The organism is Candidatus Tisiphia endosymbiont of Nemotelus nigrinus (assembly GCF_964026475.1).
Taxonomy (GTDB): domain Bacteria; phylum Pseudomonadota; class Alphaproteobacteria; order Rickettsiales; family Rickettsiaceae; genus Tisiphia.
The window spans coordinates 69,745-84,124 of the sequence record NZ_OZ032151.1; the positions used below are offsets into that span (position 1 = coordinate 69,745).

Annotated in this window: 12 protein-coding genes and 1 pseudogene; 8 read left to right on the forward strand and 5 right to left on the reverse strand. The window is 33.9% G+C overall.

Annotation, left to right across the window (positions count from 1 at the left end; translation table 11 throughout):
• Position 1: 1 nt before the first annotated feature.
• The 4 genes from atpA to AAGD39_RS00365 all read right to left on the reverse strand — a co-directional run bounded on the left by atpA (position 2) and on the right by AAGD39_RS00365 (position 4,759).
• Positions 2–1,561 carry a F0F1 ATP synthase subunit alpha gene (gene atpA / locus AAGD39_RS00350; protein ID WP_341757271.1) on the reverse strand — a complete coding sequence of 520 codons (1,560 nt, stop codon included), beginning with the start codon at positions 1,559–1,561 and terminating at the stop codon, positions 2–4.
• Positions 1,562–1,698: 137 nt separating this feature from the next.
• Positions 1,699–2,343: an ATP synthase F1 subunit delta gene (atpH, locus tag AAGD39_RS00355; RefSeq protein WP_341756686.1), complete on the reverse strand. Its 645-nt coding sequence runs from the start codon at positions 2,341–2,343 to the stop codon at positions 1,699–1,701.
• Between the two features lie 405 nt (positions 2,344–2,748).
• Positions 2,749–4,149 carry a dihydrolipoyl dehydrogenase gene (gene lpdA / locus AAGD39_RS00360; RefSeq protein WP_341757272.1) on the reverse strand — a complete coding sequence of 467 codons (1,401 nt, stop codon included), beginning with the start codon at positions 4,147–4,149 and terminating at the stop codon, positions 2,749–2,751.
• A gap of 181 nt (positions 4,150–4,330) precedes the next feature.
• Positions 4,331–4,759: a helix-turn-helix domain-containing protein gene (locus AAGD39_RS00365; protein ID WP_341756687.1), complete on the reverse strand. Its 429-nt coding sequence runs from the start codon at positions 4,757–4,759 to the stop codon at positions 4,331–4,333.
• Between the two features lie 485 nt (positions 4,760–5,244).
• On the opposite strand from AAGD39_RS00365, the gene AAGD39_RS00370 reads away from it, so the two are divergent.
• The 6 genes and pseudogenes from AAGD39_RS00370 to AAGD39_RS00395 all read left to right on the forward strand — a co-directional run bounded on the left by AAGD39_RS00370 (position 5,245) and on the right by AAGD39_RS00395 (position 10,574).
• Complete coding sequence (locus tag AAGD39_RS00370; RefSeq protein ID WP_341756688.1) at positions 5,245–5,526, forward strand: hypothetical protein; 282 nt, start codon at positions 5,245–5,247, stop codon at positions 5,524–5,526.
• Positions 5,527–6,337: 811 nt separating this feature from the next.
• Positions 6,338–6,613 (forward strand): hypothetical protein, encoded by a 276-nt coding sequence (locus tag AAGD39_RS00375; RefSeq protein WP_341756689.1) that lies wholly within the window; start codon positions 6,338–6,340, stop codon positions 6,611–6,613.
• Between the two features lie 553 nt (positions 6,614–7,166).
• A complete protein-coding gene (locus AAGD39_RS00380; protein WP_341756690.1) occupies positions 7,167–7,796 on the forward strand; it encodes a BON domain-containing protein in 630 nt (209 codons plus the stop codon).
• A gap of 4 nt (positions 7,797–7,800) precedes the next feature.
• Positions 7,801–8,421, forward strand: a pseudogene (locus AAGD39_RS00385) (septal ring lytic transglycosylase RlpA family protein); the annotation flags it as partial.
• Between the two features lie 183 nt (positions 8,422–8,604).
• Entirely contained in the window at positions 8,605–9,582 is a 978-nt protein-coding gene (gene pdhA, locus AAGD39_RS00390; protein ID WP_341756691.1) for a pyruvate dehydrogenase (acetyl-transferring) E1 component subunit alpha, read from the forward strand.
• Positions 9,583–9,593: 11 nt separating this feature from the next.
• The gene (locus tag AAGD39_RS00395; protein WP_341756692.1) at positions 9,594–10,574 is read left to right on the forward strand and encodes a pyruvate dehydrogenase complex E1 component subunit beta; all 981 of its coding nucleotides are present in this window, start codon (positions 9,594–9,596) and stop codon (positions 10,572–10,574) included.
• A gap of 274 nt (positions 10,575–10,848) precedes the next feature.
• Here the strand turns inward: AAGD39_RS00395 and AAGD39_RS00400 are convergent, their stop codons facing one another.
• Positions 10,849–11,424 carry an ankyrin repeat domain-containing protein gene (locus AAGD39_RS00400; RefSeq protein WP_341756693.1) on the reverse strand — a complete coding sequence of 192 codons (576 nt, stop codon included), beginning with the start codon at positions 11,422–11,424 and terminating at the stop codon, positions 10,849–10,851.
• A gap of 664 nt (positions 11,425–12,088) precedes the next feature.
• Here AAGD39_RS00400 and AAGD39_RS00405 point away from each other — a divergent pair.
• Both AAGD39_RS00405 and AAGD39_RS00410 read left to right on the forward strand, forming a co-directional pair.
• Positions 12,089–13,615 (forward strand): phage major capsid protein, encoded by a 1,527-nt coding sequence (locus AAGD39_RS00405; protein WP_341756694.1) that lies wholly within the window; start codon positions 12,089–12,091, stop codon positions 13,613–13,615.
• Positions 13,616–13,660: 45 nt separating this feature from the next.
• Positions 13,661–14,197, forward strand: a complete 537-nt coding sequence (locus AAGD39_RS00410; RefSeq protein ID WP_341756695.1) for a head-tail connector protein — start codon at positions 13,661–13,663, stop codon at positions 14,195–14,197.
• The last annotated feature ends 183 nt before the right edge of the window (positions 14,198–14,380 follow it).

Consider the following 14,380-nt stretch of genomic DNA (forward strand, 5'->3'; position numbering starts at 1 on the left):
GCTACCTAACTTTACTGTCAGCAAGAAAACTCTGCACAAATTGTTCTAAGAAAGATTTTAATTTTTCTTCGGTTTCTTTAGTGATTTGTCCCTGATTTTTAATAGATAGTAAAATATCGTTTTCTTTAAGTTTCATTTCTTGGAGCAATTTATGCTCAAATTCTTTTACTAATTCAACAGGAATATTATTGAGATAATTTTTTACCCCAGCATAAAGACTAACTACCTGTTCTTCAACAGAGAAGGGGGCATATTGATCCTGCTTCAATATCTCGCTTAATCTTGTACCATGTGCGATAAGTTGTTTAGTTGAACTGTCTAAATCTGAACTAAACTGAGCAAAAGATGCTAGTTCCCTAAATTGTGCTAGCTCAAGTTTGACACTTCCTGCTACTTGTTTCATGGATTTTACTTGAGCGGCTGATCCTACCCTACTTACTGATATACCAATGTTCACTGCCGGTCTGACGCCCTTATAAAATAGTTCATTCTCTAAAAAGATTTGCCCATCAGTAATCGATATAACATTGGTTGGGATATATGCAGACACATCACCTGCCTGGGTCTCAATAATTGGCAAAGCCGTAAGAGAACCCCCACCATCTTTATCCGACATATTTGCTGCTCGTTCCAGTAACCTAGAATGTAGATAAAATATATCTCCCGGGTAAGCTTCACGCCCCGGTGGTCTTCTAAGTAATAGTGAGATTTGTCTATAAGCAACAGCATGCTTACTTAAATCATCGTAAATGACTAATGCATGCATACCATTATCACGGAAATACTCACCAATACTACAGCCAGTATAAGGTGCTACATATTGTAAAGCAACGGGATCAGAGGCAGTGGCTGCAACAACTACCGTATATTCCATGGCTCCTGAATCTTCTAATTTTTTTACTACTTGGGCGATAGTCGACCTTTTTTGACCAATAGCAACATAGATACAATAAATCTTATTTTTCTCGTCACCGTTGAGATGAGCTTGCCTTTGGTTAATAATCGTATCAATAGCAATAGCCGTTTTTCCTACTTGCCTGTCACCAATAATTAACTCCCTCTGACCTCTACCAATAGGAATTAGGGAATCAATCACTTTAATGCCCGTTTGCACCGGATCTGCAACACTTTTTCGAGCAATGATCCCCGGAGCATTTTCCTCTATATTTCTATAGCTATCGGTTATAATCTCACCTTTACCATCAATAGGATTTGCCATACCATCAACGACTCTACCAAGCAATGCTTTACCGACTGGTACTTGTATAATCTTGCCAGTTCTTTTTACCGAATCCCCTTGTTTTACTTCTCGATCATCGCCAATCAATATGACACTTACAGAGTCTGTTTCAAGGTTAAGAGCAAGGCCCTTCACCCCTGAGGCAAATTCAACTACCTCACCAGCTTCTACATTATCAATGCCATATACTTTAGCTATACCATCTCCAACGGTTATAACCTGTCCTACTTCCCGTAAATCACTAAATTGTTCAATATTAGCAATTTCTTTTTTTAGTACTTCAGCAAGTTCAACAGCCTTTAATTTTTGGGTAGAACCCATAAACATTTCCCTCGTAAAATTTATTTTATAACTTATCTACAGCTAACCCGATTACTATTTGTTCGTCATTGCGAGACCACGTAAGTGTAGTGGCAATCCAAATAACCACTTTCCTAGATTGGATTGCTTCGTCACCACTAAAGTGGTTTCTCGCAATGACGTTTTGTAGCCTTTAAGGTTTTTGTTACCTTTTCTAACATTCCATCAATAGAGTAATCCCTAACCATACTGTCATATTGTATAATAATTCCACCAATAACTGACTGATTTTGATTAAATTTTATCGCAACTTTTTGCTGAAAATCATCTTCTAAATATTTTGTTAACCATTGCTTTTCTTTACTATGCAGAATTTTAGCAGAAGTTATTGTTACCATCTTAATATTTTTGCTTTTATTAAGTAATTGTTGGTATAACACCACTATGCTTGATAAAATAGGCATACGTGAATGCTTTAGCAATATTAACAAAAACTGCTTAACTATAGACTCAACATTAAAATTTCTGATAATTAATTCAATTACTTTCCATTTATCAACATCCTTTACTATAGGAGAAAATATCGCAGACTTGATTTGTGGATTATCATTGATCATTTGATCAATAATCGTAATCTGCTCAAATATCTTATCTTCCAAAGCATTAGCTAGTGCATTATCAAATAATGCAGAAGTATAATTTTGTATTAATTTATTGTTGCTCATATATCCAAAAATTCTAACTAAACCAAACAATAATAAACCACGTAAAGCCAAGACAGCAAACCATGTAAGATTGCCCATAACACAGAGTGGTTGACGTTAAATGAAATAACCATAGCCAGTGCCGAACCAAATGACACACCATGTCGCATAACAATATTTATTCGCCGCTTTCGTGGAAAAGTTTCGTAATCCTCAGTATTCATCTTACTCATTGCCTTTACCTTATATCTATATTTTTGTCACTTTTTTGGATTGCTTCGTTGCCGCAAAGTAACTCCTAGCTATACTTATAACACAATCTATCCTTACCACTAAGTATATTTAGAAAAAATTATTTAATATATTTAGGCTAGCATTACACCCAATTCACAGACGTCATTGCAAGAAACCACTTTAGTGGCTACGAAGCAATCCAAAAAGTGATTAGAAATGGATTGCTTCGACCACTCCCCGTGGTCTCGCAATGACGAAAGTTTACTATGGCTAAATCTGGTTAGCTATATGAATAGCTCTACCATAAGCATGCAATACTGACTCACTCATCATTTCAGATAAAGTTGGATGAGGGAAAATAGTATTGATTAAATCAAGCTCTGTACCTTCCATAGTTTTAGCAATTACATAACCTTGAATTAGTTCGGTAACCTCTTTACCTATCAGATGGGCTCCTAGCAATTCACCAGTCTTTACATCAAAAATTGTTTTAATCATCCCTTCAGTACAACCATCAACCAGGGCTTTACCATTAGCAATAGATGGGAATCTACCAATTTTTACTTGGTAACCAGCTTTTTTCGCTTGTTCTTCGGTGAGTCCTACGCTAGCAATCTGTGGTGAAGAATAAGTGCAGCCTGGAATATTGCGTTTCTCTATAGGATGAGCTTTAAGCCCGGAAATAGTTTCTACAGCAATAATACCTTCATGACTTGCTTTGTGTGCAAGCCATGGGGCTGATGTGACATCGCCTATTGCATAAATTCCTTGTTCATCAGTCTGCATAAACTGATTGGTCACAATATGACCTCTATCTATTTTGATATTAGTTTTTTCTAGATTAAGGTTTTCAGTATTGCCAACTATACCAACTGCCATAAGTAAAGTTTCAGCTTGTATCTTGTGGTTCTTGCCTTCTATCTCAACTTCAATCGTGACATGATCTTGTGTTTTGCTATGATTTAACAATTTGCTATTAGTATGAATTTTTATACCCTTTTTTTCAAAAGTTTTTCGTGCCATTAAAGAAATTTCTTCATCTTCAGCCTGTAAAATCCTATTTTGTACTTCAAGTATGGTGACGTTTGTTCCTAAGGAGTTATAAAATGAGGCAAATTCTATACCAATCGCTCCTGAGCCAACTATAATCATAGATTTTGGTAATTTATCCAAAATCATCGCTTCCTTAGAGGTAATAATTTGCTTACCATCTGGTTTAAATCCATCTAAGATTCTAGACCTTGCTCCCGTGGCAATTATGATATCTTTTGCTTTAATCGAAATTTTTTGACCGTTACTATCGATATTTATCACTTTGCCGGTTCCAAGTACAGCAGTACCATCAATACTAGTAACCTTATTCTTCTTTAGTAAGGACTTAATGCCAGATGTTAACTGGGCAGATATATCTCTAGAACGTTGTACTATTTTTTTTAAATCAAAGCTTGGTTCACTGACTATAATGCCATAATCCTGAGCATGCCTAATTTCCTGAAATAATTCAGCTGATTTAAGCAGTGCTTTCGTTGGTATGCATCCCCAATTTAAACAAACCCCTCCTAGATGCTCTTTCTCAATCAACACAACTTTTTTATTTAGTTGTGCTGCCCTAATTGCAGCGACGTAACCACCAGGTCCACCCCCAATAATTGCTATATCATAATTTTCCATTAAGCTATTCATTGCTTTGTTAATATATATACTCAGCCTACTATAACTATACTAATAAAAATGGCTACTGAAATTTTAAATAAGTTGATTTTTATAGCTTCTATAGCTAACCCGAATAGCGTTTGTCCTAAAATCTTTGAGGATTTTTTTGACTTATGCAGGAAGTCTAATATTTCTAATTTTAGTTAGGTGGAGTTTTATACATTTTTTGTATAGTGAATTTAATATAATTTTCATCTGCTTGTTCAAGCCCTAACTGCACTGAATATTCGTACATTTTTTTGATAAGAGAAAAAATATTACTATATTTTACTTTGATAGGGTGTTCTATTAATTCAAGTTCTTTTATAATTTTATTACATGTATCATGAAGTAATAGTATATTAAGCACAGAATCATCGCTATTGTGTTCTAATAGTAGCTCTTGAATTTCTACATCAAAGGCTTTTGCTATAGATTGTAGCACTTCAATTGTAGGATTTTTTGAACTTCCTCTTAATATATTGGTTACAGATCTTGTATCACCCAATTTTTTTTCTAGATTCGCAACTTTCCAGTCTTTTTCTTTGAGTAATCTGCTAATATTTTGTTTTATTATTAAATATGACATTATAAAATATATAGTTCTTTATAAATATGAGTTGACAGACTCGGTAATTGTGTTTTAATATACAAACTTAATGAAGTAATCATTTGAAATGGATTTGTATGGATTATACACTACCGTAATAATATAATTAACAAGGAAGCAGATATAGTATTTATCCTTTCGGAAAAGGATAAATACTAATATCTGCTAGATCAATTAAGCAACCTAAAAGTTAGCTTTAGGGATGCCATATTAAGTGAGTTATAACTATGTTTATAACACAAAACCGTTGTGGCTGCAACAGTACAAGGAAGGTAATTGTTAATATTTCTCAATTAACTGGTAATATAGTACCAAGTAACGGGCAACATCGATTATTACATTCGTGCAAAAAGCCTGATACTACAGGTGTTTTTATTCTATCGGCACTAGTTTTTCTGTATCGACATAATGGTAACAGTGAGTTTCAGTTAAATTGAAGTTATTTCAAAGATAAAGTCAATTTTGTGAGCTTGCAAATAAAGGATGCCATTATTCGTCTAGAACAAACAAAGCTAGTCTTAAGTAGCTTTAGAGCTGTTGTGGCATATGGTAGAAAATTCACTAATGAGCTGTTTCTAATCTTGCATGTTGGTAATGTCTTAAAATTAACCAATAGACTTCTTTCGAAACTCGTTTGTGTTGATGGATTTGAAGTAGGCGCTTCGCTTCGAACTGCAGTGTCTAATGTATGTGAGGAGCAGAGCGATCAGTATCACGTACAAATCATCAGTAGAAGTAGAATTTAAAAAGAGGTCTAGGAGACTGCCTTAAAATAACTAACCCGGATATTGCATGAAGGTATCAATATTTATCTCTGAGCCCCTTGTAATATAAGGAGTTTGGAAGAATTGCACAAAAATACAAATTGTATATTTAAAATTTTATATATTTTAGCCTGTAGCCCTCATGAGACAAGGGCTAGCACAATTGGTTCATTTCTATCATGCAATATCCGGGCTAAAGTAATTCTATATTTGGCTCTTTTTGGCTACTAATAAACAGGATTTTCTTGAAATAGGTACATATCCTATCAAAAATCCTGTTTTATTCTCGCCTAAAAATAGTTCAAAATATAATTAATTAGTTATCTCCGACAGTCTCTTAAACACTTAACAAAGCTTACTTTGGAATAATAACTTGCCTTACGCATGGCATTTAAAAGTTACAGCGAAAACAGCCTAGCGTCATTGCGAGGAGCTACTTTAGTAGCGACGAAGCAATGAATGTGGATTGCCACAACCACTATGTGGTTTCGCTAATAGCGTCTTGTACTTTTTTGCAATTTTTAAATTGTCATGGGGGTATGCGTAAGATATAATAATATATTAAAAGTTTAAAGGCTTTAACCAGTCTATTTCAGATGAAATGGTTGATGGTAAGGCTTTACAGAGTTTTATCCATTAAGCTAAGCTGATACTGAGATTTTGCAAGCAAGAACAGAGAAATCATTCTGATTGCTCCAACAAACTTTATTAAAGTGTATATTTAGCAAAATTATTAACATTCCATCATACAATGTTGTGTTGATGGAAATTATCAATTAGAGGAGATAATATTATGACAGCAACTAAACTTTGCCACAATAATAACAACAATGGTAGTAGTAATGACTCATATACATGTACTAAATTGTTACAAGAGATAAAAGGCAAATTATTGGCATTATCAGGAAGAATAGTAATTTTTACTCATGAAACATTTCATACTAATAAGAGGGTGGAGAGTAGTTTAAGGGCATTAACCAAACAGCTCTACGATATGCAGCAGAATGTAGATTTCATTCGCTCTTATATTGAAGTAGGTAGAGAGAGGGATGAGGAAGATGACTTTTAGTTACTAAACAGTTTATATTTTGTTGAGGTAATGTACGTATCTAAACATAGAATAATCTTGTTATTATTTGTTCAATTAATTGTATGCTTGTAAACCTCTCGAAAAAGTAATTTCCTATTACTCGATTATCAAGTTTTACATTTCAATTCTTCAAATCATTTGAGTTGTACTTCTTGCAAAGACACTCATTAGAATTTAGAGCAATTTAGAAATCGTAGCTAACAATAGAAAACCCTACTTTTCTTAAGTGCATATTCGTCTATTAGTGAGGAGCTGCTTCACTACGACATGGCAAGAAAATTACAACGATAAAAATAAAACAACAAGCTGTTTTTTGGATCACCACGCCACTATCGTTGTTTGCGATATGGCTATTTGTTTCTATAATCTAGTATTTTATATCATTAATTGTGACTTTTAAATTACCCTGAGAATTTTTGGGCAAAAATTAGTTGTGTTTACTATAAGATTTACTATAATAAACTATTTAAAAAGGCTTTATCTTAAAGGGTTAATATTGCCGACTTTATGTTAGTAATATTTGAGGAGGGTTATGTATAGAATTAACTTTGTTATTATAATCTTATCTTTCATGCTTACAGGTTGTTGTCTTCCAGCTATTTTTACTGTAGCAAGTACTTCTACTATTGCAGCGGCAAAAGATCAATCAATTTCCGAAACAATTGATGACGTAAAAATATCGACAAAGATCAAAGCTTCTTTTATAAAAAATAATTTCAGAGAATTATATACTAAGATTAAGGTTGAGGTAGAACAGGGGAGGGTACTACTGACTGGGAGCATAGACAAAAAAGAAGATGCATTAAAAGCTGTAGAACTTGTCTGGGATATAACAGGAGTCCGTGAAGTTATTAATGAACTGATAATAGATAAAAAAAGTGATCATTTTGACTTAGTGCAATATACTAAAGATGCTATGATTACTAGTCAGATTAAAGCTAAGACTTTTGTTAAGCGAGATATAAAGTGGATAAATTACACCATTGTTACAGTTAATAATATAGTATATATATTTGGTTTAGCAAGGTCTGAAGAAGAATTAGAAATGGTCACTTCTATTGCTTCCCAAATCAATGGTGTAGAAAGAGTTATCTGTCACGTTAAAATAAAGGAAACTGAAAAGATTGATAATAAACATGATATAAATGAAAGTGAAGTTTAGACCTATTCTTTTGTTGCTAGTTTATTGTATGGGACTTAGCTCTTGTTCTAATTCACCAAAGGCTACCCTATATAGCAAATTATCGCGGGAAGATTCTAAAAATGTTCATTATAAGGGACATTATAAGATAGGCAAAAAATATACTATCAAAGGCAAAACTTATAAGCCTAAGGAAGATATTAATTATGAGCAAGTAGGTGTGGCATCTTGGTATGGTTTCAAGGATAATTGCCATGGGAAGAAAACAGCAAATGGTGATACCTACAATAAACATATGTTAAGTGCAGCTCATCGTAGTTTACCGTTGCCTAGTTTGGTTAAAGTTACTAACTTAAGTAATAATAAGTCCTTGATTCTCATGGTTAATGATCGTGGACCTTTTAAAAAAAACCGTATCATAGATGTTTCAGAAAAATCTGCTGAAATTTTAGGTTTTAAAAGACGTGGTATAGCAAAGGTTAGAGTACGATATATGCGGGAGGAAACTGAAAAATTTTTGAAGAATATTGCCTTAAGACCTAAGCAAAATTGTATTGCACAAAAAAAAGTAGCCAATCCTAAATGTAGTATTAATTGTCATATAAAATTAGTAAATTTAAAACATAAATTGGCAGTTAATCCCTGATAATTTAGGGATGGTATAGCTAACTAGATTAGTATTTAGCCATATTAAACGGATGTCATTGCGAGACCACGTAGTGGTTGAGGCAATCCATTTTTAATCACTTTTATGGATTGCTTCGTCGCTACTAAAGTAGTTCCTCGCAATGACGTTTGATAAATAGTTGAGAGTATATAGGAGTTATAGATGATTGTTCCTGGGAAATATAAGCTAAATAGTACTCAATATCTCGAGTCTTATAGAAAGATATTGTTACTTAGAAGATTTGAAGAAAAATGTGGACAATTGTACGGTATGGGTCTAATAGGTGGGTTCTGTCACTTATATATTGGACAGGAAGCGATAATTACTGCTATAGATTTAGTGAAACAGGCTGGCGATAATACTATTACCAGTTATAGGGATCATGCTCATATTATTTCAGCAGGGACTGAAGCCAAATATGTATTGGCAGAATTGATGGGTAAAGAAACTGGTTGTTCGAAGGGCAAGGGTGGCTCAATGCATATGTTCGACGTAGAAAACAAATTTTATGGTGGGCATGGTGTTGTAGGAGCTCAGGTGCCAATAGGCACTGGTCTTGCTTTTGCTGAAAAATATCGAAATACTGATAATGTGTGTTTTACTTTTTTAGGAGATGGAGCAGTTAATCAGGGGCAAGTATATGAAGCTTTTAATATGGCGGCATTATGGCATTTACCGGTAGTTTACATTATTGAAAATAATCAATATTCTATGGGTACTTCAGTAGCTCGTTCTACCTTTATGACTGACCTTTACAAGAAAGGAGAGTCATGTGGTATTACCGGATTTAGAGTAAATGCTATGTCGTTAGAATCAGTTTATGATTATGCTCGGCAGGCTACAGAATTTACAAGAAATGGTGGTGGACCAATAATATTAGAAATGGATTGTTATCGTTATAGAGGGCATTCAATGTCTGATCCAGCCAAATATCGTAGTAAGGAAGAAGTGGAGAACTATAAAGAACAAGATCCTTTATCGCAAATAAAGGAAATAATCCTAGAGCATAAATATGCTAGTGAAGAGAAGTTGAAGGAGATTGACAAAGAGGTCAAAGATATTATTGCAGAAGCAGTTGAATTTTCAGAGAACTCAAGCCTACCGGACGAGAGAGAGCTATATACTAATATTTACGTTTAATGAGTAGGAAGATGTCACAAATAACGGTACGGGAAGCTTTGCGTCAGGCAATGCAAGAAGAAATGTTGAAGGATGATAGCATCTTTATTATGGGAGAGGAAGTTGCTGAGTACCAAGGAGCATATAAGGTAACCCAAGGATTGTTAGATCAGTTTGGGGCAAAAAGAGTAATTGATACGCCAATAACAGAACATGGCTTTACTGGGGTGGCTATTGGGGCAGCTTTTGCGGGATTACGTCCGATTGTTGAATTTATGACATTTAATTTTGCCATGCAAGCAATGGATCAAATAGTTAACTCTGCAGCTAAGACCCATTATATGTCTGGTGGAACCATTAAATGTCCGATAGTATTTCGTGGACCAAATGGGGCAGCGAGTCGAGTTGCCGCTCAACATAGCCAAAATTATGCAGCTTGTTATGGTCACATTCCGGGGTTAAAGGTAGTAGCTCCCTATAGTGCAGAAGATCACAAAGGGCTGTTAATGACGGCTATTCGTGATGACAACCCCGTTATTTTTTTAGAGAATGAAATTCTCTATGGTCATAGTTTTGAGATTCCAGAAATAATTGAGCCTATTCCTTTTGGGCAAGCTAAGAAACTTACTGAGGGTGATGATGTTACCATAGTAGCATTTTCCTTACAAGTTAAGTTGGCTTTAGATGCGGCAAATAGTTTACAGGATAATGGCATTAACTGCGAGGTAATTGACCTTAGAACGATCAAGCCTTTGGATATAGAAACTATATTACAGTCAGTCAAAAAGACTAATCGGTTAGTTGTGATAGAAGAAGGTTGGTTTTTTGCCGGGATTGGAGCAACTATAGCTAGTATGATAATGAGTCAAGCATTTGATTATCTAGATGCTCCCATAGAAATTATCTCGGGTAAGGATGTTCCTCTACCATATGCAGTTAATTTAGAGAAATTAGCCTTACCGACTATTGAAGATGTTATTAGTGCCGTGAAGAAAGTGTGTTATGTTCTATAGACTACCTATGGTCTGTGAACAAAGTTTAAATTACTATATTTTGTTCACAGACTTTAGTGTAAATCAATCTAACTAATCAGATTCATGGCAGTTTAAAAGTCGTAATTAGTAGACTTACTGCATAAGTCAATTTAGTTGGTGATTTTGTTGTCGAAACTCGCCTCCGCTCCTCACGTACGTCTTTGTACGCTGCGGTGCTCGGCTTCGTTTCTCCTAAAAATCCCTCAACTATTTTGATTTATGCAGCAAGTCTAGTGGTAGGAAAATCTATTAATTATTCCTCGGTTACTCCTAATAACGGAGCGACATTATTATCCATATCAGCCACATTACAGTATAAAGGGCTATCTATATCATGTTTAAACAAGTGATCTTTTATTACTTGACGAAAGAAATTTACATTGCTATCTAATTTCTTTAGATTGCTACTCATATTAGGGGATAAATGTACTTGTTGGTTAGTTAATAGAGTATGTAGATTATATATATTATTACCCCGCATTGCATAATATAAATCTGCATTTGTTATCTTGGCATTATTCTCTAATAATAACTTCATACAATCAGAATCGTTTTGTATAGTAGAAATAGTTAATGGTGCCATACCGTTATTATTAGCTATATTTGTATCTGCTCCCCATTCTAATAATATTTTAGCAATAGAAAGGCGATTATATTTTACTGCATAGTGTAAAGCAGTATTGCCATTTTCATCTTGATTATTTACATTAGCTTTAGTAAGTAAATGATCTGTTGAATGCATATTACCTGTTTTTACAGCTTTAAATAAGGCATTTTTATTAAATAAACCCCCATAGCGAACTTTGGAAATAAGTTGTCTAAATAGCATTAGTTACTCCTTGAATAATTGTTCTATATCCAAATAAACCGTATTAAACGGTTTATTTGGATATAGGCACTATATACTAAATTTTTACCTTATACAAGCAGTTATTTTAGAATTTATTATCAGGGCGATTTAAAAATCTCAATTAATGATAGAAAAATTTGTTTTAGAAAATGCATAAACGTCATTGTGAGGAGTCGCAAAGCGACGACGTGGCAATCCAGAAGTTGCAGCGGCAAAAAATAAAGCTAGCCAGCTGTTTATTTGGATCGCCACGCCACTTCGTGGCTCGCGATGACAATCATTCGTTTCTGTAATTTAGCACCTTCTATCGTTAGTTGCGACTTTTAAATCGTCCTGTTTATTATCTCCTAGGAGACTGTCGGAGATAACTAATAATTATATTTTGCGCTATTTTTAGGCGATAATAAATAGGAGTTTTAAAGGAATAGTGTACCTATTTCAAGAAAATCTTATAATTTGCAGCAAAAAAGACTTTATTCACCAATTAAATAAGCTTTGTTAAGTGTCTAATATATGGAGGTATTGCTAATCGGATTAGCTATACTAAAAATTTTTGATAAAAATCAATAATTTTTTTCCAAAATACTTAGTGCTAAAGATTTTTAGTATATATTACCTATAGTAATTGCAATTATGGGGTAATATGTATACTGCAAACTTACATCAAAATCAAACGATTCAAAATTTAGTCATAAAATCTGTTACAGATAATAGCGTAGTTATTTCAGGTTATGCTAGTGTTTATAATATTTCTGATCAGCAGAATGATCTAATTGCTAAAGGGGCCTTTGCCTCAGCCGATCATTCGTCCATCAAATTTCTTTGGCAGCATGATTGGCAACAGCCAATAGGGGTAATTAAGTCTTTAACAGAGGATGATTATGGTCTAAAAGTCGAAGCTATAATTAATAATAAAATCGAGAAAGGTAAAGAGGCTATAGAACTTGTCCGCCAAGGGGCAGTTGATAGTCTTTCTGTTGGTTTTAATATAAAGCAAGCAAATTACAATAACTTAAATCAAAGAATTATCACAGAAGCTGAGTTAATTGAGGTTAGTATAGTGACTTTCCCAGCCAATTACCATGCTAAGATTTCGCATATCACCAAACAAATAGATTCAATTTTAATGGAGAATACCATGGATACAGAATTAATGACAAAACAAAATAGTAATGAAATGAAACTCAATGAGTTACAGAAGAAAGTTTATAATCTAGAAAATTTTCTATCTCGTCCAGAAATAGGGGGGATGCAAGATATTGAGCATAAAGCTGCTTTTAATAATTATATTCGCAAAGGTAGCCAAAGTGAGTTAATTGAAAAATCTCTAAATAGTGGGGCTGAGGAAGGTGGGGTATTATTAGTCCCAGCTTTATATAATAGTATCATCACTGAGATTAACGCTAGATCACCTATGCGGCAATTAGCATCAATTGAGACAATTTCTAGTAATGCTCTTGATATAGTAATTGAAGAGGGGAGTTTTGCTAGTGGTTGGGTTGGAGATTTGCAGGCAAGAGAAGAAACGGCTGCTTCTAAGCTAAAGCAACAGAGAATTTTTGTACATGAGCTTTATGCTCAGCCAAAAGCTAGCCAGACTTTGATAGATGACTCAGCTATTAGAATAGAGAACTGGTTAACAGAGCGTTTAAGAGATAGTTTTGTCAAAGCAGAAAATGATGCGTTTATTAATGGTGACGGTAAGAAGAGACCAAAGGGTATTTTACCAAAAGATCATGATAAAATACAACAATTTGATATGGGCAACCGAGTTACTGCAGAAAAATTATTAGATTTCATTAATTTGCTTGATGAAGAATATTTGGCAAATGCTACTTTTTTAATGAATCGTACTACTTTATCAGAAATCCAAAAACTGCAAGATAATAATGGTCGTTTTATTTGGCAACAATCGCTGTCTGACTCTTTAAAGCAAACAATTTTTGGTATATCTGTGCTTTGCTGTTCTGAGATGCCGCCTATAAAGGAAGGTAATATGGCAATTGCTATAGGTGATTTTAAATCGGCCTATAAGATCATAGATCGTGGTGGTATTAATATAATGAGAGATCCTTATACCGACAAGCCGTTTGTTAAATTTTACGCAGTTAAAAGGGTAGGGGGTGATGTAGTGAATCAGAGTGCGATTAAGCTTGCTATGTTTAGTTGATTCAAACAAGTTCAGGTTATTTTGTAACATTTGTGAAGTAGATATATGCATAAAAAAAATACCTTTAGGATTATTGAGTTAATCCCTCAGACTATTTGGAGTTTAGCAGAAGTTAAAAATTATATGAGAATAGAAGGAAATTATGATGATGAGTTAATTAGTGGCTTAATAGATGCAGCAATTACGGCTGCTGAGAATTTTACCAAACTTACGATAATAACAAGGCGGGTAGAGTTTGTTTGTAATATTAAAAATCAACAAAATTTTCAATTAAAATATCAACCAATAAAGAAGTTAGTAAAAATTACTTTAACAAATAGTAGTGAATTGATTGAACTGCAATCTGATCAATATTATCTAGATCAGGATCGATCATTATTATGTTTGAATAAAAAGTTAGAAAACTATCGATTAATAGTTGAATATATTATTGGATATGATAAAATTAATATTCCAGCTTCAATAAAGTATGGCATATTAATGCATATAGCAGAAATGTATGATAGGGAAAGGCAAAATGCTACTTCTTTGTCAACAGAAATTAAGAATCTGTATCTGGCATACAGACAATTTAAAATATAGTAAGTTATGTAGCTAACACGTTTAACATTACTCCGTCATTGCGAGGAGTTACTATAGTAGCGACGAAGCAATCCAAAAGGTGACTAAAAATGGATTCTTCATCGGCTTACGCCTTCTCGCAATGACGTAATTTTACTAAAAAAACTAATCGGGTTAGCTATACTCAAATTATTTTGGAAAGGT

Bases quoted from the DNA above. Each gene is read 5' to 3' on its own strand.
- atpA (WP_341757271.1), bottom strand. From the start codon at position 1,561: ATGGGTTCTACCCAAAAATTAAAGGCTGTTGAACTTGCTGAAGTACTA.
- atpH (WP_341756686.1), bottom strand. From the start codon at position 2,343: ATGGGCAATCTTACATGGTTTGCTGTCTTGGCTTTACGTGGTTTATTA.
- lpdA (WP_341757272.1), bottom strand. From the start codon at position 4,149: ATGGAAAATTATGATATAGCAATTATTGGGGGTGGACCTGGTGGTTAC.
- AAGD39_RS00365 (WP_341756687.1), bottom strand. From the start codon at position 4,759: ATGTCATATTTAATAATAAAACAAAATATTAGCAGATTACTCAAAGAA.
- AAGD39_RS00375 (WP_341756689.1), top strand. From the start codon at position 6,338: ATGACAGCAACTAAACTTTGCCACAATAATAACAACAATGGTAGTAGT.
- AAGD39_RS00380 (WP_341756690.1), top strand. From the start codon at position 7,167: ATGTATAGAATTAACTTTGTTATTATAATCTTATCTTTCATGCTTACA.
- pdhA (WP_341756691.1), top strand. From the start codon at position 8,605: ATGATTGTTCCTGGGAAATATAAGCTAAATAGTACTCAATATCTCGAG.
- AAGD39_RS00395 (WP_341756692.1), top strand. From the start codon at position 9,594: ATGTCACAAATAACGGTACGGGAAGCTTTGCGTCAGGCAATGCAAGAA.
- AAGD39_RS00400 (WP_341756693.1), bottom strand. From the start codon at position 11,424: ATGCTATTTAGACAACTTATTTCCAAAGTTCGCTATGGGGGTTTATTT.
- AAGD39_RS00405 (WP_341756694.1), top strand. From the start codon at position 12,089: ATGTATACTGCAAACTTACATCAAAATCAAACGATTCAAAATTTAGTC.
- AAGD39_RS00410 (WP_341756695.1), top strand. From the start codon at position 13,661: ATGCATAAAAAAAATACCTTTAGGATTATTGAGTTAATCCCTCAGACT.